Here is a 23,510-nt window from a genome sequence, read left to right on the forward strand (position 1 = left end):
TACCTTGAATCCGGTTTGTGAAGGATAGACCGGATTCAAGATAAGTATGTTTATCAGTTACATATTGAGGTCTAACTTATAGATTTCACTTCCGGCAAGAAGGAAACATCCTGTTCCGAAATCCTCAAAATCAGGAACTTTGTCGTATGTGACGGGCTGACTGTCTTTCGGTTCTTTGCCGGTTCCCTGTACATAACCAAGAAAACCATTCGGATGAACTGCATCCTTCACCATAGCATTCCATGCTTTTATGATTACAGGCAGATAGGTCTTTTTATCTAATAGACCGTTGCGTATGCCCCAAGCCATACCATATACAAAAAGAGCTGTGCCGGAAGTCTCTTTGCCTCCGAAGTTTGACGGATCGTGGAGGCTGACATTCCAAAAGCCATCTTCACGTTGGCATTGTTTCAGTGCTTTGCTCATGGTTAGAAAATCATTGATGTAATCTTGGCGATGTTTTTCATCAGATGGAATTTCATTCATTACCCGTACTAAAGCGGCATATACCCATCCGTTACCGCGGCTCCAATAACAGTTTTTACCATTCGGCTCTTTGTATGGAGGGTCGAAATTATGGTCTCTCCACCACAAACCTTCTTTGACATTGAACATTCCGTTCTCTCCGTGTTTATTACGGGTATATTCGTACATATCCCACATCTTGTCGAAGTACTTCTGTTCGCCTGTAAGTTTCCCCATTTTGGCAAATATAGGCATCCCCATCTGGATAGCATCTATCCACCACCAGTCGTTTACTTGTGGAGTGTTGACCAGCATATCCATATTGGCTTTCGTTTTCCGTATTTTCTCAGGATCAGGGCAAATGTTGTATAAATCGAGATAGATTTGGCTGGCGCAGTAATTATCTGCATTACGGGTGGTTGTTCCCCGGTGGAAGCCCCACTGGTGGTAATCCGCCCATTCTTTGGCATAGAGATAATATTCGTCTGCGGGATAGATGGAGTAGAGTGCCATTAAGCCTTCGTAATATACACTTCGTGTCCAGATATTACTGGGCCGAACTACTTTTTTCACAAAAGAAGGAGTACGATAATCGGCATATTTTTTCATGAAATAGTCGTTCACCTGAAGGGTTACTTTGAGAATTTCTTTTTTATCGGGAGCTGTTTGTGCTTTTATATTCCCGTAACTCAATATTACTCCTGCAAAAAATAGTATAAGATGCTTTTTCATTTTATAATAAATTAGATTACTATTGTTCTTAGATTTAGGCACACAAAGGTGAGCCTTTCTTTACCTGTTGCAAAGAAAATGCATTGTAAGGAAAGTGATATTGAAATTTGTACGGAAAATATGTAATATTAGACTTTATTCTTTATTCATATTAGTCATGGATAAGAACCAAGTATGAATAATTAGCAAGAGCGATTTTTTTGTAAGTCATATTGTTGTATTGATATTTATTGTATATTTGTAGAAGAGTAAGGGGAGACGAATATGAAAAGTCATACAAATAAAATATTAGAGTCTATTAAGCAGGCATTGACAGAGCATTTACCAAAAGGTGGCAAGGCTTTGTTGTTTGGTTCTCAAGCTCGTGGGGATGCACGGATTGATTCTGATTGGGATATTTTGATTATCTTAGATAAAGAAAAATTGGAGCCTGAAGATTATGATAAGGTAAGCTTTCCCTTAACTATGTTGGGATGGGACTTGGGAGCGCGAATTAATCCGATTATGTATACGATGAAAGAATGGGCTGCAAGTTGTATTACACCATTTTATAAAAATGTAGAGCAGGAAGGAATTGAATTAGTATGAAATTGACAGATGAAGAACGTAATTCTTTGGTGATATTACAGTTGGAGAAAGCTAAAGTATTTTTGAAACAAGCAGATGAGATGTTTGATCTGAAGTATTGGGATATTGCTTCCAATAGATATTATTATGCCTGTTTTCATGCTGTTCAGGCTTTATTAATACAAAATGGATTATCATGTAAAACCCATGATGGGTTGATAGCTTGCTTTGGCTTGAATTTTATAAAAACAGGCAAAATTAGTGCACGTTTGGGAAGTTTTTTGGCGCGTATGGAACAATTACGGCAAAAAGGGGATTATAATTGCATTTATTCAATATCGGAGGATGAAATCAGTACGATAAAAGCTCCGGCAAGAGAACTTATTGAGACTATTGAAGTTTTACTTGCCGAATCATAATTATTCTTGTAAGGATATCATCGTTAAAAGACCATTTTTTTTATTTTTTCGGCCACATCTGTCATATATGCCGGATTAAATTCTTCTAGTTCCGTGCGTGGTCGGAATCCCCATGTCACTCCGCAAGCGGTTACACCGGCATTGGCTGCTGTTTGCATGTCTACACCGGAATCACCTACATAAAGAACATCTTCTTTTCGTACATCGGCAAGTTTTAATATATCAAAAACGATTGTTGGATCAGGTTTGACATTTACTCCTTCCCGTTGGCCGAAAACGGCAGTGAAATGAATTTCCGGAAAGTAGTGGGCAACCAGTTTCTCGGTAGCGGCCTGATATTTGTTGGAGGCTACGGCAATCTGAATGCCTGCGGATTGCAGATAAGACAATAACGCTGAAATACCCGGGTAAGGACGACTATCGTCTGCATTGTGAATATCATAATAAGGAATAAACTCTTTTCTTACCCGGAGCACATTCTCTTCTGTCTTTTCTCCTTCGGGTAATGCACGTTCAAAGAGTTTGTTGATACCATTTCCTACCATGAAGTTATACTTTTCTACATCGTGTGTGGGGTATCCTAATTTATTCAAAGCATAATTAGTGCTATGGGCGAGGTCTGCGATAGTATTTAATAATGTACCGTCCAAATCGAATATTATTAGTTTTTTCATTAAGGCTTATGTTTATAGTTAATTCTATATTTAAATCTTTTATTCTGCAAAGGTATACTAAAAAAATGAGATTGGGAAGAATGAGGCAATAGTTTAGAGAATATCGAATGAACAACAAAGCCGGAAATATATTTGTTATTCTACCAGATTGGCTTAACTTTGCGAAAAACTAAAGAATAATGAATGCAGAATGGTTTGAGGCATTGCCTGAACAATGTCCCCCAACGGATGCGAAGCGGTGCGAAGGCTGTTATTATAGAATTGCAAATGGTAATCCTGTTACAACAGAAGATTTCTTTTCGCAAAGAAAAATGCAGCCGGATAAGGTCTTTAAAGGATTAGGAATAGATGAATGTGTGACAAGGGCAGTCTCTCTATTTTCAGAGAGGGAAGAAGCGGAGAAAAGATTAAAGCTTCCTAAGTTCAAGAAGGCAAATATTGCTTTAGTCATATTGGAACCAAAAGATGGAGTGTTAAAGAAAACATTTGATATAGCACATTATTCTTGGTGGAGAACAAAGGATTTTAATGTTTTACAAGCTAAAATAGTCTGATTATGGGAATGGAAGATGTGTTAAGGATAGACAAAATTCTGGATTTCTGTGATGTGCCTCAGCTTTTTGTGGCAAGAGATGCCTTTGATACACTGTATCTTTGTCTTTTATATGATGATGAGACGGTTTATCGCTATACGGGAATACGTATCTCTACACGTAGACTTGAATCCTTCTTAGCAGGTAAAGCCGATTTGCGTTTACTCTATCTACAGCCTGAAAATGAACATGAGTATTACGATGTTGTGTTTCAATCGGGTGAATACCAGAAAACGTTATTAAAGGAAAGTGTATTGTTGGAAGATAAATTGCCGGCTGAGGGATATGTTTTATCTGGAGAGAAGCGCGAGAATGTGGTCATTAATTTGCCAATAAAAGACCGTAGTCTGCTTGCAGAGCTTGTTCGTAAATTTGGCTGGGCTTGTATGTAAGTTTAAAGAAGATAAAAAAGATTGTCCCGCTACTGCTTGAAAGTTGTGGGACAATCTTTTTTCATCCTTATATATACTTTGATTACTTCTTCGTAATACGGAACCAGTCAACGTCTGCCCAACCGCCGTCATTCGTTTTAATAGCCGGACGCGTACAGAACATACCGACTTTGGCACCAATCCATTGTCCTTCTCTTGCCTGGAAAGGAACACCTAATGATTCATATTTCTTTCCGTCGAGGCTATAGCTGAAATTACACATCACAATGAGGTCATGTCCGCCTTCACTACCCTTGATTTTCTTTCCGTCACAACTGAAACGCACTTTCAGATAAACCGTGTTTTGCGAAAGATCAACAGCGGCTTTCACTTCTTCTGGTTTGCCTTTATCTGCTCTGTCACATTCAACTTGCGACAGAACCAAACCTTTGTCTGTATTTTCTAGAACAAGTCCGGCATAATCCCTGCCCATAACGACAAGTCCGGTGCGTTCGCCTTTATTCTTTTGGTTAGGGCTGAACGTCAGTTTCATTGTTGCGGTAAAATTATCAGAAGGAGTTTTTTGTAATAAGAGGTTGGCTACATCCCACAGGTTCTTATAATCTTCTACTACCGGATAAGAGTATAATCTGACATAGCTTTTGTCACCTGCATAATACGCCCATTTTTCATTAATGTTAGCATGCCATTGCCACTGCGGAGAAAGTGTATACCCATCAAATTCGTCACTTTCTTGTGGAGTGCAGATAGGATATGTTTTACCGACATTTGGCTTCTTGTAAGTCAAAACAGGTTCTCCGCAGCCGTCACCGTCTTTATCAATACCGATAATAGGCCAGTCGTTCACCCATTTCATCGGTTGGAGATGCATAATGCGTCCGTAAGCACCGACATCTTGAAAGTGGAGGAACCAGTCTTCTCCGGTAGGAGTATCTACCCATGCACCTTGGTGAGGACCGTTGACAGGAGAGTTACCTTGCGCAAGTACTGTTTTCCATTCGTAAGGACCGTAGATGTTTTTAGAACGTAATACGACCTGCCAGCCTGTCGGCACACCGCCGGCCGGATGAAAGATATAATAATAGTCGTTTCTCTTGTACATTTTAGGACCTTCGCAAGTCTGATGTGCTTCGTGACCGTCGAAAATTATACGGGAAGGAGTGATCGCTTTTGTTGCTTCTGCATTCAGTTCGCAGATAGTGATTACACTTTTCAGTCCGGCACGACTTCCTGCGTATGCGTGTACCATATATACTTTTCCGTCTTCATCCCAGAACGGGCAAGTGTCAATGATACCTTTTCCCGCTTTCACCAAGACCGGTTCGCTCCACGGACCTTTCGGATCTTTGGCTTTCACCATAAAAGCTCCCTGATCGGGATCTCCCCAAAAGATGTAAAACTCACCGTTGTGATGACGAATAGCCGGAGCCCATACACGATTGCCGTGTTCCGGCCGTTCCGGAGTTTCGATAGGGGAGAGGGCATTGGGAACTGCGGCACCGATGATTGTCCAGTTGACTAAATCTTTAGAATGAAGGATTTGCAATCCCGGCAAACAGTTGAAACTGGATGAAGTCATATAGAAATCATCTCCTACACGGCAAGCATCCGGATCGGAATAGTCGGCATAAAGCACCGGATTTTTGTATTTACCGTTTCCGAGGTCGGAAACCCATACTTCAGATACATAGTTCTTCTGTGCTACTGCGGTGAAAACCGTTAATAAGCAAAAGGCTAAAGTCTGTGTCAATCGTTTCATGTTATAGATAGATTATTTATAGATATGATTCGTTGGTTTTATCTGATGGCAAAGGTAAATAAAAAGACTCTGCACAAGGAGGAATATTTGTGCAGAGTCATAGAAAAATTGGTAGATACCTCGTAATTTTTGTTTAGTTGTATTTGTTTCTACCCTATTTATTGGGGCGGTTATCTTTTATTCTCACTGTCACCGGATGAGCCAGCTCTTCTTTCCATTCGCGGAGATGAGCAAACCATGCTTCCGGCGTTTTATATCCGAATGTCTCTTTCATCGAGGTGAAAGTAGTGTGATACTGGAAATATTTATTTCCCGGGGCGGTAATGGTATAAAGGAAGTTGGCTTTATCCTTTTCTTCCGATTTTACATAACGTTGGGGAATACAAGTGCCCAGCCCTACAGTTTCTTTAGCATATTTTACGGTATCGTTTACCGGCCAGTCTGTTCCCCAACTTCCTACGAGTCCTTTATGATCGGAGAAAGATTTGGAAGTACCTACGATGTCTTGCACACCTGTGCAGAAAACTTCTTTATTGAGCGGTTCGTCAAAAAATGTTTCGATATGAAGATCGCGATGTCCGGCATAAAGCGTGTAGCGTGTCATCATATCCAGTTCCTGATCCTGATATTTCCATCCGGTCACTTCAATTTCTGCAATCACCCGCACCGGTCCATAAGAGATGATACGTTCTGTACGAGTGTCCACTGGAGTAATATGGGTTGCCTTTTGTCCGTCCCAACCTTTCAATGCACCCGGTCCGCAACTGTCGAACACGCGAAGTACGTCATCTCCGAATCCTTTAGCTAACTGCTCATCCGTCGGATAGAACTGCGATTCTTTGATTTCCAGTCCTTTGTTGAACTTGCCGTAAATATCCGGTGTCTGTTTTTCATTGAAATAAAGACGGTATCCTACCAGTTCCGATTCCAAAACCGGACCGTGAGGACGTACCATGCTGTATATATTGCTAGTGCCGGGAACGGTGATAGCCTGTACCCGTTGATGTTTACCTTTCTTGTTGTCTACAATAAACATATCGGCATAAACTCGTTCAGGATAAGTCTTTGTACTCTTTTCCGAAGAAAGTGTAACCTGAAATGTTTTTCTACCATGGGCAGGAAGATCGGCAACAAAGACCAGTTCGTCCATCTTGCGGTCCCGGTTCAAATCGTCCAACTGCGAAGGAATTTCCTTCCTTCCTTCCATGACAACGGCTGATTTTACTTTGAAACCAGCGTGCAACTCATGTAGATTGATAACAACCGGAGCATCCGCTTTGGGCTGATTCCAGTTGTTTTGTACTTCAACTGTGATGGTTTTCTCCTGTTTCTGCGTTTGGGCAGACAGGCTGAAAGCTCCTAAAAAGAAAGTAATAATAAAAAGATTCTTCTTCATGTTTCTAAGGCTGAAATTATACGTCGTATTTCTCCTTGCAAAAATAGCAGAAAAAATAGCAGACTGTGTCTCTTTTGAGGAGATTATAGTCTGCTATTTGAGCTTTTTACTCTATATAATGATATTGTGGTTTCTATTTTGCATCACAGAATGGCAATGAGTTTTTTATTTGAGACTTAAAATCTCCTCTTTTGCACCCAGTTCCTCATAAACCTTCCCGTCTACAGTCAGATTCTTGGCATTTTTGACATTTAGTATATTGTTGCCTTTTGATGATTCTACATATACATTCTCCAAAGTAACTCCGTCGACTTGGCTGATAACAACGCCGTCCGTAGCTTCTGTCATCACGACATTCTTAACAGTAATATTGCTGATCGGCATTTCCGGCAAACCATTGAAGAACATGGCACGTCCCGAACCTCTGCAAACAATATTAGAGATATGAATATTGCGGAAAGCGGGTGTTTCTTCCGTTACCGGAGGAATACTTGTCTTCATGCGGTTCAGCAAGTCTTCTTCCGATTCCTCACCGGCGCCTTTTCCACCATAGAACAAGTCGAACAACAAAGGTTCGTTCGGAATGTTAATCATGTTGATATTATTAATGTAGATGTTTTCTACCACACCGCCACGTCCGCGGGTACTCTTGAAGCGCAAACCTACATCTGTGCCCATAAATGTGCAGTCTTCTACATAGATATTCTTCACGCCACCCGACATTTCACTTCCTACTACAAATCCACCGTGTCCATGCAGTACTGTATTATTTTTCACGATAACGTTCTGGCAAGGTTCACCACGTCGGCGACCATCTTCATCTTTACCGGATTTGATACAGATTGCATCGTCTCCCGCATCAAACACACTATTGATAATTAGAGCGTTTTTACAAGATTCCAAGTCGATAGCATCACCGTTTTGAGAATACCAGGGGTTGATGACCATGATATTATTTACTGTGAAATCTTCGCAAGACAAGGGGTGCAGACACCAGCTTGGTGAGTTTTTGAAAGTAACGCCTTCCAACAGTACCTTTTTACTTTTGACGATACTCAATAGTACCGGACGCAACCATGGACGGATTTCTGCCCATTCTTCATCTGTGTTGATACCTTCGGGTACATTGAAGTCTTTGCAAGCCATTGCACCTTTTAATGAGCCGGCAGTGGGATACCATACTTCTTGTTTTTCGTCGAGAACACCTCCTGATTTTACCAGTTTTTTCCATTGAGAAGCAGTCAGCTTTCCTTTTTTTACTGGACGCCAGCAGTCGCCGTTTCCGTCAAATGTACCATGTCCGGTGATAGCGATATTCTCTGCATTACGTGCGGAAATCGGCGATTGGCAACGACGAGTCTCCAATCCTTCAAAGGATGTGGCAATGATAGGATATGCTTCAAAATCACCGGTGAAGAGTACCAATGCATTCTGTTTAGTATATAAATTCACGTTGCTCAACAGTTCGATAGGTCCTGTCAACCAAATGCCTTCCGGGATAATCACTTTACCCCCTCCATGCTGATTTACATCTTTAATAGCATCGTTGATTGCTTTTGTATTCAGGAACAGACCGTCTCCTTTGGCTCCGAATTTCTCAATGTTTACTTCGTAAGCAGGAAAAACCGGTTGCTGTACTTTCGGCATTTCAAAAGGTAAATTCTGGTAAAGAGCGTCACTGATTGAGCTTTCTTTTACAGCAGTCTCGCTTTGTTTACATCCCGATGAGATAAACGGTAAACAGCATACGGCCATCCAGAAGAGTCTTTTTGTCAATGTGTTCATTTAGTAACTTAATTTCTATAGGGTTATACATCTATTGTTTTTCTTGGTAGTTGGTTGATGATTAATAAGGATGATTTCATAATTCTTATGTCCTTCCGCAGGCGATCTGTCGCAGGCAGCCTGCAGGAGAGGAATAAGACGAATTCATGTTAACCTAATTCTAACCTTAAATAAATATTATGAAAAAACCTCTTAATTATCGATTGCAAAGATAGGTGGGAAAGCCTAAGGCGATGTGGACTAATTGATAGATTACGTGTATTTTTTGTCATTTCTGTCTATTATTTGCACACTTCTCGTGTTTTTATGCAGAAAGTTCCTATCTTTGCACAAAATTTAACTATTAAAAGATATGAGTTACAACTTGTTGAAAGGAAAAAGAGGTATTATCTTCGGTGCTTTGAACGATCAGTCTATTGCCTGGAAAGTGGCAGAGCGTGCCGTAGAAGAAGGTGCAACCATTACATTATCAAATACTCCGATGGCTATCCGTATGGGAGAAGTCGATGCTTTGGCCCAAAAATTAAATTGCCAAGTTGTTCCGGCAGACGCCACTAGCGTAGAAGATTTGGAGAATGTATTCAAGACCTCCATGGATATACTGGGTGGACAAATTGATTTTGTACTCCACTCTATCGGTATGTCTCCCAACGTGCGCAAGAAACGTACTTACGATGACCTTGACTATGGGATGTTGGATAAGACATTGGATATTTCAGCTGTTTCATTCCACAAAATGATTCAGTCGGCCAAGAAACTGAATGCTATTGCTGATTATGGTTCTATCGTTGCTTTGAGCTACGTAGCCGCACAGCGTACTTTCTATGGCTATAATGATATGGCAGATGCAAAGGCTTTGTTGGAGTCTATTGCTCGCAGCTTCGGTTACATTTATGGACGCGAACATAGCGTACGGGTGAACACGATTTCACAGTCGCCTACATTTACTACTGCCGGTTCGGGCGTGAAGGGTATGGACAAACTGTTCGACTTCTCCAACCGTATGTCTCCGCTCGGAAATGCAACGGCTGACGAATGTGCCGATTATTGCATCGTGATGTTCTCCGATCTTACCCGTAAGGTGACTATGCAGAACTTATTCCATGACGGTGGATTCTCCAGCGTAGGTATGAGTCTTCGTGCCATGGCTACTTACGAGAAAGGACTCGATGAGTACATGGACGAAAATGGTAACATCATTTACGGATAAAAGATTATGAAACTACGGATCTCTCTTCTTATTATATTAATGAGTATGCTTTTCACCTCCTGCGGGATAAGCACAGGAAAGGGTACGGAGCAGAAGGAAGAAGAGATTTCTGTTCTGAGATATGATAAGCTGTTGAGCGAATATGTTCGCTCCAACAGTTTTTCTGCTATGCAGAAGTTGACGATGGACTACCGTATGCCGACGAAAATCCTGATTGAGGATGTATTGTCTATCGGTACGGTGAAAGATGATACCATCTCGCAACGTCTGCAAAAATTCTATTCGGATACGACTTTGGTTCGTTTGCTTAGCGATGTAGAAGCAAAATATCCTAATCTGGATGAAGTGGAAAAAGGACTTAGCAAAGGATTTCGGAAACTGAAAAAGGAAGTGCCTGATACGAAAGTGCCGTTTATCTATTCGCAAGTATCCGCTTTCAACGAATCTATTATTTTAGTGGATTCTTTATTGGGAATCAGTCTTGATAAATATATGGGGGAAGATTATCCTCTTTATAAGCGTTTCTATTACGATTATCAATGTCGCTCGATGCGTCCGGAACGGATTGTGCCGGATTGTTTTGCTTTTTATCTTTTGAGCCGTTATGGAATGAACTATCATGAGGGTACTTGTTTGATTGACTTGATGATGCATACGGGGAAGATCAATTACGTAGTGCAAAACTTATTGGGATATAGTGATATTGGTGAAGCAATGGGGTATTCTAAGGAGGAAAGCGACTGGTGCAAGGATAATGAAAAGGAGATATGGAATTATATCTGTACCAACGATCATCTGCATGCTCGTGACCCGATGGTGATCCGCTATTATATGAAGCCTGCTCCTGCTGTTGATATGTTGGGTGCTCAAGCTCCGGCATTGATAGGTACATGGATGGGAGCAAGAATCATTGCTTCTTACATGAAAAAGCATAAGGATATGAAGCTGAAAGATCTTCTGGAATTTACTGATTACCACGAAATGTTAAGTGAATCTAACTACCTGGCTTCCTGAATCGTTTCTCTTTCTTATTTCTCAATTTTTAATTTTCAATTCTCAATTTAATAAGTGGAAACTGCCCTTTATTTGTTGCCCGTGACTTTAGGCGATACACCTATTGAAAAGGTGTTGCCTTCTTATAATAAGGAAATTATTTCCGGTATCCGGTATTTTATAGTCGAAGATGTTCGTTCTGCCCGTCGTTTCCTGAAAAAGGTGGACCGGGAGATTGATATTGATGCGTTGACATTTTATCCGTTGAACAAACATACTTCACCTGAAGATATTTCCGGTTATCTGCAACCTTTGGTAGGCGGAGCTTCAATGGGAGTTATCTCCGAAGCCGGTTGTCCGGCGGTAGCTGATCCGGGAGCGGATGTGGTTGCCATCGCACAACGTAAAAAACTGAAGGTAGTTCCTTTGGTTGGACCCTCTTCAATTATTCTTTCCGTGATGGCTTCGGGCTTTAACGGGCAGAGCTTTGCGTTTCATGGTTATCTGCCGATTGAACCGGGGGAACGTGCCAAGAAACTGAAAACATTGGAGCAGCGTGTGTATGCTGAAAATCAGACACAACTTTTCATTGAGACGCCTTACCGGAATCATAAGATGATAGAAGATATTTTGTTAAACTGTCGTCCTCAAACAAAGCTTTGTATTGCTGCCGATATTACATGTGAAGGAGAGTATATACAGACGCGTACTGTGAAGGACTGGAAGGGACATGTGCCTGAATTGTCTAAGATTCCCTGTATTTTTCTCTTATATAAATAACGTCTTTTAGGTGTTCATATTCATCTTCGAAACAGCTACTGAAGAAGCCTTTTCCCAAGTTTTCCTCTATCTGTTTGAAGCTCCATAGCTTACTGTTCTTAAAGCGAGGGGTACAAAGGATGGAATCATCCTTGATATCAACGATGAATAAGTAGATAAGACGATTGGTTACTTCATTCTCAAAGTGATAAACGATATTGAACTCTGGCTTGATATCTTTTTCGTGCGGGAAAGCATTGTTAATCAAACGGGTGGCACCCGCCTCTAAAGATTCTCCATATCGGAGATAACATTCCATGGGAATGTCCACTTTTCCTTTGTCCAAAATGGCTGTTGACGGTCTGTCGCAAAGGAACAGCATTCCATGAGTGGATATGGCAATTCTTATCACCGGATTGATGTATGCGTTCTTATAATTAACAGCTTCTATCGCAGGGGTTTTCCCGATCACGTCTCCTTTGGTATTCACAATAGGAACATATTCTGTGTGAGACATTAGGTGATTGAAGAAACGGATAGCGATCTGGTTGAACAGGATGCTCATAAGAAAGACAGTAGGAGGTAACACTTTATAGAGTACAAACAGACTTGTCTTACTTAGTGGGTTTTGGAAAATGACGGTGATGCTGATTATAATAAAATGCAGTATTCCGAAAATCAAGGCAATGCGAGCAGATACAACGGCGGCTTCTGCTCCCTGAGCATATAAACGTTTGTTGCAAGAACCTATCTGTTTTAAGAAGTGGTTGATAAACCTTTTCTTATGCATATAAAGACTTAGCATTGGAATGAGAATACTGACTTCCAGAGTAAGCGGGAGCGCACCGGGGGGAACATAATCACCAGGAATGAGAGCTGTTACGGATAATAGTGCCAGCACTCCGGTCGCTATATAGAGGATAAAATTAGGAATTAACAATCCTTTACGTCGATAAGAAAGGTATATTCCTATAATACCTATACCTGTACCGATGTAAATAGCCGTGTCTTGCGTTATAAGTTCACACAATAAAATGGAAATAATAACGGGGATAAAACCCAGCGACATGTTAAATGCGGAAGAAAGTATTCCTTTATGATCCATCTCTATATTTATGTTTATTTGTCGGTTCTATCTATAAAACAAATAGTGTATGTGTTTTGTTTGCTAACGAATATGTTTCTCTGCATGGTAGGAGGAACGAACAAGGGGAGCACTCTCTACGATGTTGAATCCTTTCTCTAAACCAACTGTTTTATATTTCATGAATTGCAGCGGAGTGATGTATGCCACAACGGGATAATGCCGATGACTCGGTTGCAGGTATTGCCCTATGGTAAGAATCTGGCAACCGGTTGCTAGCAGATCGTCCATCAATGTTTCGACTTCCTCCGGAGTTTCACCCAGTCCGACCATTATGCCGCTTTTAGATTTGACTCCCTTTTCGGAAATATGTCTGATAACCTGTAAGCTTGTATCATAATTTGCTGCACTGCGGACTAGTGGACTAATGCGGCGCACAGTTTCCATATTGTGTGATATGATGTCGGGCCGGGCGTCAATTACTAAATCTACCAACTCCATTCTGCCTTGAAAATCCGGAATCAGTACTTCAATGGTTGTCTGTGGATTCAACCGTTTTATCTCCCGGATGGTACGTGCCCAATGCTCTGCACCCAAATCAGGTAAATCATCCCGGTCTACAGAGGTGATGACGGCATGATCCAATTTCATCAGTGCGATGGATTCTGCTACATGGGTAGGCTCGTTTGCATCTAACGGATGGGGACGTCCTGTCTGTGTGTTGCAAAATTTACAGCTACGCGTGCAGATGTCACCGCCAATCATGAAGGTGGCTGTTCCTTTTCCCCAACATTCCCCCATATTAGGGCAACGCCCACTGCTGCATATCGTGTGCAAGCAGTGGGAGTCGACAATTCGCTTTGTTTCGGTGTATCGTTCGTTGGCACCGATATTAATTTTCAGCCATTCGGGCTTACGTACTCTATCCGTCATTATAAGTTGTTCAAGAAGAAGTTGGTCAACCGTGTGTACAAGTGTTGGCGGGTGTTGCCACCATATATTCCATGATTACGGTTCGTGTACACTTGCATATCAAATTGTTTTCCAAGCTGAACTAACTGTTCGGCATATTCTGCACAGTTCTGGAAGTGAACATTGTCATCTGCCATACCATGTACCAGCAACAAGTTGCCATGAAGTTTGTTGGCACGGGTGAAGGCTGATGATTCCTTATATCCTTCCGCATTTTCTTTGGGAGTGCGCATGAAGCGTTCGGTGTAAATCGTATCATAGAAACGCCAGTCGGTCGGTGCGGCTACTGCTACTCCGGCTTTGAATACGGGAGTTCCTTCGCTCATGCTCATAAGAGTCATGTATCCGCCATAACTCCAACCCCAGATACCGATGCGGTCTTTGTCCACATACGTTTGTTTGCCTAGGTAAAGCGCTGTTTCCACCTGGTCTTTGGCTTCTTTGACGCCAATTTTTAAATAGGTACATTTCTCAAAAGCTTCTCCACGACCTCCAGTGCCACGACCATCTACACATACCACGATATAACCGAGGCTTGCCATGTATGTCTCCCAGCTGATTCCCCAAGTATCCAATACCTGTTGGGAACCCGGGCCACTATATTGATACATCAGTACCGGATATTTTTTGGATGCGGAGAAATTAACCGGTTTCATCATCCAGCCATTCAACTTCACGCCATCTGTAGTCTGGAAAGTAAAGAACTCTTTTTGTGGTACTGCATATCCGGACAATGTTTGCTTCAACGCATCATTTGTAATAAGCGTTTTGAGCGTTTTGCCTGAATTATCGTTCAAGGTAACCAACATAGGAGTATCCAAGCTGGAGAACTTGTTCATATAATACTTCATCGATTTGCTGAAGAGAGGCGTATTGGTTCCTGCCTGTTGAGACAATTTGGTCTTTTTGCCTTTCTTATCTATTTTATAGACAGCCTTGCGCAGAGGACTCTCTTCGTTGCTGGTATAATAGAAAGAACCATCTTCTTCATCATATCCCAGAAAATCTTTCACTTCGAACTTACCGTTAGTAACCTTTTTAATCAAGTTACCTCCCATGCTATACCAATAGAGATGACTGTAACCGTCACGTTCGCTAAGCATGCTGAAATATTCGGGATAGAACTGGATGTTATCGAAAATATTCTCCTTTATGTAATAAGGAGATTCATCACGGAGCATTAGTTTGCAAAGTGTTGAGCGAGGATCGGCAAAGTAAAGGTCGAAACGGTCTTGATGACGGTTTAATGTCATGATAGCCAATTTGTTGGCATCCTTTGTGAAACGGATGCGTGGAATGTATCCATCTGCATCCAGCGGGAGTTTCATCGTACGGGTGACGTGTGACTTGATGTCATACGTGCGTACTTCTACTTTCGAATTCGGGTATCCGGCTTTCGGATACTTGTAGGTATATTCACCCGGATAATCTTTTAAGGCATCAATACGGGGTGCCTGTCCGGCAAATACCGGAAAAGAGTAGGAGGGAACTTCTGACTCATCGAAGCGGATGAAAGCGATCAGTGTATTATCAGCGCTGAATTCCAAAGCACGGTCGAAACCGAACTCTTCTTCATACACCCAGTCGGGGATGCCGTTGAGTACAGAGTTCTGTTTGCCATCCTCCGTAATCTGGCTTTCACTGTTGCCATAAAGCAGCTTAACAAGAAATATGTTATTGTTGCGGACAAAAGCAATCATTGTACCGTCTGGAGAAAAGACGGGGACCTGTTGAGGTCCACCGTCAGACAGCCGTTCAATAATGTTGTTTGTCGTAACGCCCTTATCATTTCGTTTCAAAGGGTAAATGTAATGTACAGCTGTGTATGAATGCCTATATATAGGTGTCGTTTTAGTAGCAATCAGCAATTTCTGACCGTCGGGCGAGAACTGGTAACTGTCGAAGTTCTTGAAGTCACATTCGCGTGTAGTGCTTACATCGAAAATCACTTCTACTTTCTCGCCTGTTTTGAAAGAGTATTTAATGATCTGCGTGCCGTCGGCGTTCATCTGCGTGTAGTGTTCGCCATCAGGCATGGGGATTACTCCCTGGATATTTTCCGGGCGGAAACGTCCGGAGGTGATATCTTTTAAATCGAGTGCCTTTTGTCCTTGTGCCATTCCGGTCAGACAGAGAAGGCAGAGTAATAAAGTGATGCTGATCTTTTTCATCTGCTTTTATAATCGGTTTTGGTTTTAATTCGTACTTGCAAAAGTAACAATAAACTTAGATTCAACAAAGCCTGACCGATTTTTATATAGATTTGATAAGGATTATTGGGTGAGATTCAATATCTTTGTGAAAAGGACTTTAAACATTACCACTATGAATTCAAAAAGAAAAGACTTGCAATATGCTTCTGTCTTCTTATTGGCCGTAGCATTGACATTCCTGTTGGGGAAGGGGGATAATCTGTGGTTGGTATCGTGGGGTGACTTGATACCGAGTTTGTTTGTGCTGTTCATAGCAGGTGATTGTTTGCATAGTTCCCTGCTCCGTATCAAACGCGGCGAAGAGGATGGAGGAGCCCGGTGGAGTACTTGTTTCACTTTTCTGGTATTCAGTATTGTTTTTATGGGCGACTTATTTTATATCGGCAACTTTATTGTCAATAAACTGTGGAGCTAAAAGAGATGTAATAAATCTGTTTCACAGGTGTTTAATAGTAGATTATTCGTCTTAACTATATCTTTTAGTTTACTTTAACTAGATAAATTAGTTTATGAACTAAAACTTTTCGTTATTTGCGGCAAACAAAGTTGCAGATATGAAAGGATTAACAGCAAAAGAAGAAGAAATCATGGGCTTTTTCTGGGAAAAAGGTCCCTTGTTCGTGAAGGAAATGTTGGCTTTCTATGAAGATCCCAAGCCACATTTCAATACATTATCTACGATTGTGCGTGGGTTGGAAGAAAAAGGTTTTCTAGCTCATTATACTTTCGGAAATACCTATCAATATTATCCCGTAGTTAGTGAAGAAGATTTTCGTAAAGGAACGCTGCGGAATGTGATTAGTAAGTATTTTAATAATTCTTACCTGAATGCCGTTTCTTCTTTGGTTAAGGAGGAAGATATTTCCTTGGATGAATTGAAACAGCTCATCGAGGAAGTGGAACAGGCTGACAAAAAACACTAATCTATTAAACGAAAATCTATGCTATGGGAGTTTTCTTCATTTATATATTAAAATCATCTGTTTGTCTTGTTCTGTTTTACCTGTTTTTCCGGTTATTACTTAGCAAGGAAACCTTTCATCGTTTCAATCGTATGGCTTTATTGGGAGTGTTGTTCTTTTCATTACTCATTCCTTGTATCGAAGTAACTACCCGGCATCAGGTTGAAGTGCAGCAGGCTGTGCTTTCCATTGAACAATTGCTATTGATGGCAGAGTTGGAGGCTACTCCTGCCAATGTCGGTGCAGTGCAGGAGACGTCGGCTATATCTTGGGTACAGGTGGTTCTGCTGGTCTATCTGGCGGGTATTCTATTTCTTGCCTGTCGCAATATCTATTCTTTGATTTGTCTCTTCCGGTTGATACATTCCGGTAAACATGAGAAGTTGGAGAAAGGGGTTACACTTGTGGTGCACAATCAGGAGATAGCTCCGTTCAGTTGGATGAAGTATATTGTTATCAGCCGAAAAGACCTGGAGGAAAACGGGAGGGAAATCCTTATTCATGAAATGGCTCATATTCACCATCGTCATTCAGTAGATTTATTGGTGGCGGATATTTGCATCTTTTTCCAATGGTTCAATCCTAGTGCATGGTTGTTGAAACAGGAGTTGCAGAACGTTCACGAATATGAAGCGGACGAGACCGTCATTAATGAGGGTGTAAACGCGAAAGAATATCAACTATTATTAATAAAAAAAGCCGTTGGCACAAGGCTCTACTCTATGGCCAACAGCTTTAATCACAGTAAACTTAAAAAACGTATCACTATGATGTTAAAAGAAAAATCGAATCCGTGGGCACGGTTGAAGTACTTGTATGTACTTCCGTTGGCAGCTATTGCAGTAACTGCTTTTGCCCGTCCTGAAATCTCTGAAAAAGTGGAAGAGATTTCTGCAGTCAAAGTTAATGATTTGGCGGAAATTGTAGAAACAAAGAGTGAAGAAAATGTTGTTAAGGAGCTTGTTGATACTACCAAGAATAAGGTAGTAGTGGTAGGTTATCGTACAGAAAAAAAAGATTCTGTCTTAACATCCGGGAAAAAGAAGGTGGCTATTTCGGTACAAGGAATTTCCGATGAAGGAAAACCTTTGGTTATTATTAATGGGAAAGAGTCTGATCGTGAAGTAGTAAATGCTTTGAATCCTGAATGTATTGAAAGTGTGTCTGTCATAGGTCCTGAAAAAGCTATTAAGGTTTATGGAGAAAAGGCTAAGGATGGAGTGATGGATATAAAACTATATTCGGAAAAAAAGTTTGCGCCGAGAAAGATTGAAATCGAAGGCATTAATAAAACAAGGTTGGATGCATTAAATAGTGGGGCAAAGAGTTGGGGAGCTACGTTTCGTTCTGCTGATGGAGGTAAACCTTTGGTTATAATTGATGGCAAAGAGGCTACTGGTGATGATCCTTTAGCGAATATTTCTCCTGATCGTATTAGGAGTATATCTGTATTGAAAGATAAGACTGCATTGGCTGCTTATGGTGATAAGGGAAAGAATGGAGTGATTGAAGTAAATCTATTAGTGAAAGAAGAATATCAAGCCCGTCAAATTTCTATTCGTGCTATTAATGATACAGTGACTTCAACAATAAAAGTAACTGCATCTGAAGAATAGCAGTAGATTTTAGATGTCTTCTGTTTCTAAATATTGTCAAAATATAATGTTATAAAGATTGACGGAGGTACGCTAGTATCTCCGTTTCTTGTTCCGGGTGGAACCATTTTATTTCTTCATCTCTTTTGAACCAGGTCATCTGTTTACGCGAATAAATGCGGGAGTTTTGCTTGATTTTGTCTATAGCAAAGGAGAGTTCCCATTCTCCGTCCAGATATTTGAACAGTTCTTTATAACCTACTGTATTGAGTGAATTGAGGTGACGATAGGGAAGTACGGAGCGTACTTCTTCCAATAATCCTTCCTCCATCATCTGGTCTACCCGACGGTTGATACGCTCATAAAGTTCTTCCCGATCACGAGTCAGGCCGATTTTCAGTATACGGAAAGGACGCTGTTTTTTTTGTTGGGTGCGAAAAGAAGTATAAGTGCGTCCGGTCATATAGCAAATCTCCAACGCATGAATTACCCGCTTGGGATTCTTCAGATCTACAATCCGGTAATATTCCGGGTCTAACAAGCGAAGTTCTGCGCAGAGTTGTTCAAGGCCTTCCTCTTCATACTTTTGTAACATGAGTTGACGGGTTTCCGCATCAACGGTAGGAATATCGTCAATTCCCTTACAGATAGCGTCTACATACATCATTGAGCCACCAGTGAGAATCACGACTTCGTGTTGCGTGAATAATTTCTCCAGAATTTCCAGTGCTTCTGTTTCGTATTGGGCAGCGCTGTAATAGTCTGTGAGGTGGAGCGTGCCGACCAGTTGATGGGGGACACGTTTGAGTTGGTCGGGAGTAGGAGCTGCCGTGCCTATTTTTAATTCGGCATAAAGCTGTCTCGAATCGGCAGATACAATGCTTGTCTGAAATGTTTCTGCCAAGCGCAGGCTCAACTCCGTTTTCCCCACACCTGTAGGACCTATAAGAACAATGAGAGTAGGCATAGATTTTTAAGTATTAAGTATAGAAGTATTAAGTATTAAAGCGTACGGGACTAAAAAAATATTAGGTATTAACTGCCTGACACTACATAGCAATTAATACCTAATACTTGATATTTAATACTTAAAATTTTTCTTCTTCGTATGGGCTGCTAGTGTCACCACCTATGTCAAATCCTTCCTGATCGAAATCTTCCATGTCGAAGTCCTGGTCTCCATAGAAGTTTTCATCCAGATCAAGAGAACCTCCCGCAGCGGTCATTTCTTCAAAATCTACCGTTTGTTTAGGAGCATCTCCTGATTTCTTGGTACATTTGGCACCATTCATATCTTTTCCGGTGATAATTTCGGATAGTTCGATGAAGAAACAACGTTCTGTTATGTAATCGAATACATATAGCAGTTTCTGTTTTTCGTCTTCTACCAGTTCACTGATAGCAGTGTCTTTCATTACCCAGCTATCTATTTCCGGATTGTCGTCCATTTCTTCTAAGGTTACTTCTTTTCCTTTTTCCCAGTCGTCATCGCAGATAAAGAAAGAAGTCATCTGGTCGTTTGCGTACCCTACTGATTTCAGTATTGCTTCATGGAAGTCATAAAAAGTTGCTTCCGGATCAATTTGTATTTCTCTGACAAAATCGTCAACTTCATCAGATATGATAGTAAATCTGTATATCATAATATGACTATTTTGAACTGTTTATTTAATAATACCACGTTCTGAATTACGGATAAAATTGACTATATAGTCAATTTCCGGACTCTTTTCGAATTCATCTTCTATTTTTTTCAATGCTTCTGTCGTGTTCAAACCACTTTGGTAGATGATACGATATGCATTGTGAATACTTTCGATCACTTCATTGGAGAAGCCACGACGGCGCAAGCCGATGATGTTGATTCCGCTGAAAGCGATCGGTTCGCGTCCTGCAATGATGTAAGGAGGAATATCTTTACTGAAACGGCATCCGCCCTGAATCATTACATGACTGCCTACATGACAAAATTGATGCATCAATACATTGGCGCTGACAATCGCGTTATCATCAATGACGATTTCGCCTGCCATCTTGGTAGAGTTACCGATGATACATCCGTTACCAACCAATGCGTCGTGTGCTACGTGTACACCTTCCATCAATAAATTGTTATTTCCCACAATCGTGCGCCCTTTAGCTGCCGTACCACGGTTGATTGTTACATTTTCACGAATCAGATTATTATCTCCGATTTCGGCTGTCGATTCTTCACCGCGAAACTTGAGGTCCTGCGGAATGGCTCCGATAACGGCACCCGGAAAAATCGTGTTTCCGTTACCAATACGTGAACCGTATAAAATATTGGCGTTAGCCATAATTTTATTGTTGTCGCCGATAACTACGTTCTTATCTATAAATACAAAAGGCGCAATTTCTACATTTTCTCCGATCTTAGCTTCGGGATGGATATACGCTAAAGGACTTATCATGCTTTTAAATATCAATTATTACTTATTTTTTACTATTTGTGCCATGAATTCTGCTTCGCAAACAACTTTCTCGCCGACAAACGCATATCCTTTCATGGTAGAAATGCCACGGCGGATAGGTGCCAGCAGTTCTACACGAAAGATGATTGTATCTCCCGGCACTACTTTCTGACGGAATTTCACTCCATCTATTTTCATGAAATAGGTAGAATAACGTTCAGGATCATCTACGGAATTCAAGACGAGCAAGCCTCCGACTTGTGCCATTGCTTCCACTTGAAGTACTCCCGGCATAACGGGCTCCTGTGGAAAATGTCCCTGGAAGAAAGGTTCGTTGGCTGTGATGTTTTTAATACCTACAATGTAGTTGGCACCAATTTCAATCACTTTGTCCACCAGTTGGAAAGGATAGCGGTGCGGTAACAATTCGCGGATGCGGTTTACATCCATTATCGGCTCGCGGTTACAGTCGTAACTTGGTGCCTGTATTTCGTGCAGACGGATTTCTTTCCGCATCTGGCGGGCAAATTTATTGTTGATGGTGTGTCCCGGACGGGTAGCGATGATACGGCCTTTAATCGGTTTGCCAATTAAAGCGAGGTCACCAATGACATCCAGCAGTTTGTGACGGGCACATTCATTGGGCCAAACTAACGGTTTGTGATTGATATAGCCTAACTGATCGGCATCCATGTGAGGTACTCCCATCACATCTGCCAACTTATCGAAGCTTTCCTGTGACATCTTGCGTTCGTAGATTACGATCGCATTGTCCAGGTCGCCACCTTTAATCAATCCGGCGGAGAGCAACGGCTCTATTTCACGAACAAAGACGAAAGTACGGCTGGCAGCCACTTCGTCTTTGAAATTATGCATATCTTCAAGGGTAGCAAACTGATTCGGGATAATAGTCGAATCGTAAGAAACCAGTACATTCAGACTGAAATTCTCGTCAGGTAGTACAATGATAGAAGAACCAGTCGTTTCATCCCGGAACTCAATTTTAGACTTGATAATATAAAAGTCTTTGACGGCATTTTGTTCTACTGTTCCTACACGTTCTATTTCTTGTACGTAATATTGTGCACTACCATCTAAAATAGGAAATTCCGGTCCGTTAACTTGGATCAGGCAGTTATCAATGCCCAATGCGTAAAGGGCTGCCATACCATGTTCAATGGTGCTTACTTTGACTCCATTTTTCGACAATACAGTACCACGGGTGGTTTCTGTTACATTGTCGGCTACTGCGTCAATAGTTGGTTGTCCTTCTACGTCAATGCGTTGGATTTTATATCCGTGATTGTCCGGAGCTGGATTGAATGTTACAGTGAGATCAAGTCCAGTGTGAAGACCTTTCCCGCTCAGTGAAAAGCTATCTTTCAGCGTTTTTTGTTTCAGCATTGGTTACTTATTTACTTATTTAATAGTTGTTTTAATTTTTCTACTTCTTTGCGCAGATTACGCAGTTCTTTCTGCATATCCGGCAGGCTTCTTTGTGCGACGGATGCTTTGAAGTATTGCTTCAGTTCCATAGGAGGAGTTCCGATAAGCTGGCTACCGGATTTAATGTCTCCGGGTACACCTGACTGTGCACCTAAACCAACTTTGTCTCCTATTTTGGAATGTCCTGCAATACCTACCTGACCTCCGATCATACACCATTCACCAATTTTGGTAGAACCGGCAATTCCGGCTTGTGCAGCCATTACGGTATGTGAACCTATTTCATCATTATGTGCTATTTGTATCAGATTGTCTAATTTGACACCACTATGCACTACCGTAGCTCCCATTGTAGCACGGTCTACACAAGTATTAGCACCTATATCTACTTTATCTTCCAGAATAACAATTCCGATTTGCGGAATCTTATCGTATCCATTCGGAGTGGGAGCAAAACCAAATCCGTCAGCTCCAATCACTGCACCCGAGTGCAGGATACATTCGTTACCTATGCGGCAATCATGATAAACATTTACATTGGAGTACAGCAAGCAACTGTTGCCTATCTTCACGCCGTCTCCAACAAAAGTGTGTGGATAAATTTGGGTATTATCTCCAATCACGGTATTTTCACCAATATAGGCAAATGCACCGATGTATACGTTCTCACCAATTTTGGCGCTGGGTGCAACGAAAGCTAATGAATCTATACCTTGTTTCTTAGGCTTGCTCATCTCATAAAGATTGAGCAATTTAGCCAGACTTTCATATGCATTGTCTACTTTTATCAGAGTAGTTTTAATTTCGTGCTCGGGAGTGAAGTCCTTATTAACCAGGACAATGCTTGATTGTGTCTCGTAGATGTAAGGTGTATATTTGGGATTTGACAGGAAAGAAATTGCTCCGGGCATTCCCTCTTCAATTTTAGCGAATGTGTGTACCGTAGCGTTTTCGTCTCCAATGATTTCCCCTTGGATAAATGCTGCAATTTGCTTAGCCGAGAACTCCATGTCTTTAATTTAAAATTTAATTAGTTCACAAATAACGGATTTTTTTTTTCAG

23 protein-coding genes are annotated in these 23,510 nt (G+C 41.2%); 10 read left to right on the top strand and 13 right to left on the bottom strand.

Features of this window, described 5'->3' with window-relative positions; translation table 11 throughout:
* Positions 1-57: 57 nt before the first annotated feature.
* Positions 58-1,197 carry a glycoside hydrolase family 88 protein gene (locus BSCG_RS18925; RefSeq protein WP_008775447.1) on the bottom strand — a complete coding sequence of 380 codons (1,140 nt, stop codon included), beginning with the start codon at positions 1,195-1,197 and terminating at the stop codon, positions 58-60.
* A gap of 264 nt (positions 1,198-1,461) precedes the next feature.
* Between BSCG_RS18925 and BSCG_RS18920 the strand changes: the two genes are divergently transcribed.
* Both BSCG_RS18920 and BSCG_RS18915 read left to right on the top strand, forming a co-directional pair.
* On the top strand, positions 1,462-1,785 hold the full coding sequence (locus BSCG_RS18920; RefSeq protein WP_004301671.1) for a nucleotidyltransferase domain-containing protein: 324 nt from the start codon (positions 1,462-1,464) through the stop codon (positions 1,783-1,785).
* A complete protein-coding gene (locus tag BSCG_RS18915) occupies positions 1,782-2,183 on the top strand; it encodes a HEPN domain-containing protein (RefSeq protein ID WP_004301673.1) in 402 nt (133 codons plus the stop codon). Before BSCG_RS18920 ends, BSCG_RS18915 begins: the two co-directional genes overlap by 4 nt.
* A 23-nt stretch (positions 2,184-2,206) precedes the next feature.
* On the opposite strand, the gene BSCG_RS18910 is transcribed toward BSCG_RS18915, so the two are convergent.
* Positions 2,207-2,857 carry an HAD family hydrolase gene (locus tag BSCG_RS18910; RefSeq protein WP_004301675.1) on the bottom strand — a complete coding sequence of 217 codons (651 nt, stop codon included), beginning with the start codon at positions 2,855-2,857 and terminating at the stop codon, positions 2,207-2,209.
* A gap of 179 nt (positions 2,858-3,036) precedes the next feature.
* Between BSCG_RS18910 and BSCG_RS18905 the strand changes: the two genes are divergently transcribed.
* Complete coding sequence (locus BSCG_RS18905; RefSeq protein ID WP_004301677.1) at positions 3,037-3,411, top strand: hypothetical protein; 375 nt, start codon at positions 3,037-3,039, stop codon at positions 3,409-3,411.
* A 2-nt stretch (positions 3,412-3,413) separates the two neighbouring features.
* Positions 3,414-3,842, top strand: coding sequence for a DUF6575 domain-containing protein (locus BSCG_RS18900; protein WP_004301681.1), 429 nt, complete (start codon positions 3,414-3,416; stop codon positions 3,840-3,842).
* 82 nt (positions 3,843-3,924) lie between these two features.
* Here BSCG_RS18900 and BSCG_RS18895 read toward each other — a convergent pair whose 3' ends face one another.
* The 3 genes from BSCG_RS18895 to BSCG_RS18885 all read right to left on the bottom strand — a co-directional run bounded on the left by BSCG_RS18895 (position 3,925) and on the right by BSCG_RS18885 (position 8,782).
* A complete protein-coding gene (locus tag BSCG_RS18895) occupies positions 3,925-5,601 on the bottom strand; it encodes a glycoside hydrolase 43 family protein (RefSeq protein ID WP_004301683.1) in 1,677 nt (558 codons plus the stop codon).
* Positions 5,602-5,755: 154 nt separating this feature from the next.
* Positions 5,756-6,997, bottom strand: a complete 1,242-nt coding sequence (locus tag BSCG_RS18890; protein ID WP_008775450.1) for a DUF4861 domain-containing protein — start codon at positions 6,995-6,997, stop codon at positions 5,756-5,758.
* Positions 6,998-7,162: 165 nt separating this feature from the next.
* Complete coding sequence (locus BSCG_RS18885; RefSeq protein WP_008775451.1) at positions 7,163-8,782, bottom strand: glycoside hydrolase family 28 protein; 1,620 nt, start codon at positions 8,780-8,782, stop codon at positions 7,163-7,165.
* Positions 8,783-9,134: 352 nt separating this feature from the next.
* Here BSCG_RS18885 and BSCG_RS18880 point away from each other — a divergent pair, with 352 nt between their 5' ends.
* The 3 genes from BSCG_RS18880 to BSCG_RS18870 are packed head-to-tail and all read left to right on the top strand — an operon-like array spanning position 9,135 to position 11,765.
* Positions 9,135-9,992: an enoyl-ACP reductase gene (locus BSCG_RS18880; protein WP_004324962.1), complete on the top strand. Its 858-nt coding sequence runs from the start codon at positions 9,135-9,137 to the stop codon at positions 9,990-9,992.
* Positions 9,993-9,998: 6 nt separating this feature from the next.
* Positions 9,999-11,006, top strand: coding sequence for a hypothetical protein (locus tag BSCG_RS18875; RefSeq protein ID WP_004304519.1), 1,008 nt, complete (start codon positions 9,999-10,001; stop codon positions 11,004-11,006).
* 54 nt (positions 11,007-11,060) lie between these two features.
* Positions 11,061-11,765, top strand: a complete 705-nt coding sequence (locus tag BSCG_RS18870; protein ID WP_004304520.1) for an SAM-dependent methyltransferase — start codon at positions 11,061-11,063, stop codon at positions 11,763-11,765.
* On the opposite strand, the gene BSCG_RS18865 is transcribed toward BSCG_RS18870, so the two are convergent.
* From BSCG_RS18865 to BSCG_RS18855, 3 genes are all read right to left on the bottom strand, one after another.
* Entirely contained in the window at positions 11,731-12,849 is a 1,119-nt protein-coding gene (locus tag BSCG_RS18865; RefSeq protein ID WP_008775452.1) for a hypothetical protein, read from the bottom strand. The two genes, BSCG_RS18870 and BSCG_RS18865, sit on opposite strands and share 35 nt — an antisense overlap.
* Positions 12,850-12,912: 63 nt before the next feature.
* The gene (lipA, locus tag BSCG_RS18860; RefSeq protein WP_004308530.1) at positions 12,913-13,761 is read right to left on the bottom strand and encodes a lipoyl synthase; all 849 of its coding nucleotides are present in this window, start codon (positions 13,759-13,761) and stop codon (positions 12,913-12,915) included.
* Complete coding sequence (locus BSCG_RS18855) at positions 13,761-15,971, bottom strand: S9 family peptidase (RefSeq protein ID WP_032849420.1); 2,211 nt, start codon at positions 15,969-15,971, stop codon at positions 13,761-13,763. Before BSCG_RS18855 ends, lipA begins: the two co-directional genes overlap by 1 nt.
* A gap of 154 nt (positions 15,972-16,125) precedes the next feature.
* On the opposite strand from BSCG_RS18855, the gene BSCG_RS18850 reads away from it, so the two are divergent.
* From BSCG_RS18850 to BSCG_RS18840, 3 genes are all read left to right on the top strand, one after another.
* Positions 16,126-16,428, top strand: coding sequence for a hypothetical protein (locus tag BSCG_RS18850; RefSeq protein WP_008775454.1), 303 nt, complete (start codon positions 16,126-16,128; stop codon positions 16,426-16,428).
* 139 nt (positions 16,429-16,567) lie between these two features.
* Positions 16,568-16,936 (top strand): BlaI/MecI/CopY family transcriptional regulator, encoded by a 369-nt coding sequence (locus BSCG_RS18845; protein WP_004301694.1) that lies wholly within the window; start codon positions 16,568-16,570, stop codon positions 16,934-16,936.
* A gap of 23 nt (positions 16,937-16,959) precedes the next feature.
* Positions 16,960-18,591 (top strand): M56 family metallopeptidase, encoded by a 1,632-nt coding sequence (locus BSCG_RS18840; protein WP_008775455.1) that lies wholly within the window; start codon positions 16,960-16,962, stop codon positions 18,589-18,591.
* Positions 18,592-18,640: 49 nt separating this feature from the next.
* On the opposite strand, the gene miaA is transcribed toward BSCG_RS18840, so the two are convergent.
* The 5 genes from miaA to lpxD form a co-directional block, all read right to left on the bottom strand.
* Positions 18,641-19,537: a tRNA (adenosine(37)-N6)-dimethylallyltransferase MiaA gene (gene miaA, locus BSCG_RS18835; RefSeq protein ID WP_008775456.1), complete on the bottom strand. Its 897-nt coding sequence runs from the start codon at positions 19,535-19,537 to the stop codon at positions 18,641-18,643.
* Between the two features lie 121 nt (positions 19,538-19,658).
* On the bottom strand, positions 19,659-20,213 hold the full coding sequence (locus tag BSCG_RS18830; protein WP_004308535.1) for an IS1096 element passenger TnpR family protein: 555 nt from the start codon (positions 20,211-20,213) through the stop codon (positions 19,659-19,661).
* 21 nt (positions 20,214-20,234) lie between these two features.
* Complete coding sequence (gene lpxA / locus BSCG_RS18825; protein WP_004320906.1) at positions 20,235-21,002, bottom strand: acyl-ACP--UDP-N-acetylglucosamine O-acyltransferase; 768 nt, start codon at positions 21,000-21,002, stop codon at positions 20,235-20,237.
* Between the two features lie 18 nt (positions 21,003-21,020).
* Positions 21,021-22,406 (bottom strand): bifunctional UDP-3-O-[3-hydroxymyristoyl] N-acetylglucosamine deacetylase/3-hydroxyacyl-ACP dehydratase, encoded by a 1,386-nt coding sequence (locus BSCG_RS18820; RefSeq protein ID WP_004301699.1) that lies wholly within the window; start codon positions 22,404-22,406, stop codon positions 21,021-21,023.
* 11 nt (positions 22,407-22,417) lie between these two features.
* Entirely contained in the window at positions 22,418-23,458 is a 1,041-nt protein-coding gene (gene lpxD / locus BSCG_RS18815; RefSeq protein ID WP_008775457.1) for a UDP-3-O-(3-hydroxymyristoyl)glucosamine N-acyltransferase, read from the bottom strand.
* Between the last annotated feature and the right edge of the window lie 52 nt (positions 23,459-23,510).

This window comes from Bacteroides sp. 2_2_4 (assembly GCF_000157055.1).
Lineage (GTDB): Bacteria > Bacteroidota > Bacteroidia > Bacteroidales > Bacteroidaceae > Bacteroides > Bacteroides ovatus.

Excerpts from the sequence above, each read along its gene's own strand:
- BSCG_RS18920 (WP_004301671.1), top strand. The coding sequence starts at position 1,462 with ATGAAAAGTCATACAAATAAAATATTAGAGTCTATTAAGCAGGCATTG.
- BSCG_RS18925 (WP_008775447.1), bottom strand. The coding sequence starts at position 1,197 with ATGAAAAAGCATCTTATACTATTTTTTGCAGGAGTAATATTGAGTTAC.
- BSCG_RS18845 (WP_004301694.1), top strand. The coding sequence starts at position 16,568 with ATGAAAGGATTAACAGCAAAAGAAGAAGAAATCATGGGCTTTTTCTGG.
- BSCG_RS18830 (WP_004308535.1), bottom strand. The coding sequence starts at position 20,213 with ATGATATACAGATTTACTATCATATCTGATGAAGTTGACGATTTTGTC.
- BSCG_RS18820 (WP_004301699.1), bottom strand. The coding sequence starts at position 22,406 with ATGCTGAAACAAAAAACGCTGAAAGATAGCTTTTCACTGAGCGGGAAA.
- BSCG_RS18895 (WP_004301683.1), bottom strand. The coding sequence starts at position 5,601 with ATGAAACGATTGACACAGACTTTAGCCTTTTGCTTATTAACGGTTTTC.
- BSCG_RS18840 (WP_008775455.1), top strand. The coding sequence starts at position 16,960 with ATGGGAGTTTTCTTCATTTATATATTAAAATCATCTGTTTGTCTTGTT.
- BSCG_RS18875 (WP_004304519.1), top strand. The coding sequence starts at position 9,999 with ATGAAACTACGGATCTCTCTTCTTATTATATTAATGAGTATGCTTTTC.
- BSCG_RS18900 (WP_004301681.1), top strand. The coding sequence starts at position 3,414 with ATGGGAATGGAAGATGTGTTAAGGATAGACAAAATTCTGGATTTCTGT.
- BSCG_RS18885 (WP_008775451.1), bottom strand. The coding sequence starts at position 8,782 with ATGAACACATTGACAAAAAGACTCTTCTGGATGGCCGTATGCTGTTTA.
- lpxD (WP_008775457.1), bottom strand. The coding sequence starts at position 23,458 with ATGGAGTTCTCGGCTAAGCAAATTGCAGCATTTATCCAAGGGGAAATC.
- BSCG_RS18890 (WP_008775450.1), bottom strand. The coding sequence starts at position 6,997 with ATGAAGAAGAATCTTTTTATTATTACTTTCTTTTTAGGAGCTTTCAGC.
- BSCG_RS18910 (WP_004301675.1), bottom strand. The coding sequence starts at position 2,857 with ATGAAAAAACTAATAATATTCGATTTGGACGGTACATTATTAAATACT.
- lpxA (WP_004320906.1), bottom strand. The coding sequence starts at position 21,002 with ATGATAAGTCCTTTAGCGTATATCCATCCCGAAGCTAAGATCGGAGAA.
- BSCG_RS18915 (WP_004301673.1), top strand. The coding sequence starts at position 1,782 with ATGAAATTGACAGATGAAGAACGTAATTCTTTGGTGATATTACAGTTG.
- BSCG_RS18880 (WP_004324962.1), top strand. The coding sequence starts at position 9,135 with ATGAGTTACAACTTGTTGAAAGGAAAAAGAGGTATTATCTTCGGTGCT.
- miaA (WP_008775456.1), bottom strand. The coding sequence starts at position 19,537 with ATGCCTACTCTCATTGTTCTTATAGGTCCTACAGGTGTGGGGAAAACG.
- BSCG_RS18855 (WP_032849420.1), bottom strand. The coding sequence starts at position 15,971 with ATGAAAAAGATCAGCATCACTTTATTACTCTGCCTTCTCTGTCTGACC.
- lipA (WP_004308530.1), bottom strand. The coding sequence starts at position 13,761 with ATGACGGATAGAGTACGTAAGCCCGAATGGCTGAAAATTAATATCGGT.
- BSCG_RS18850 (WP_008775454.1), top strand. The coding sequence starts at position 16,126 with ATGAATTCAAAAAGAAAAGACTTGCAATATGCTTCTGTCTTCTTATTG.
- BSCG_RS18865 (WP_008775452.1), bottom strand. The coding sequence starts at position 12,849 with ATGGATCATAAAGGAATACTTTCTTCCGCATTTAACATGTCGCTGGGT.
- BSCG_RS18905 (WP_004301677.1), top strand. The coding sequence starts at position 3,037 with ATGAATGCAGAATGGTTTGAGGCATTGCCTGAACAATGTCCCCCAACG.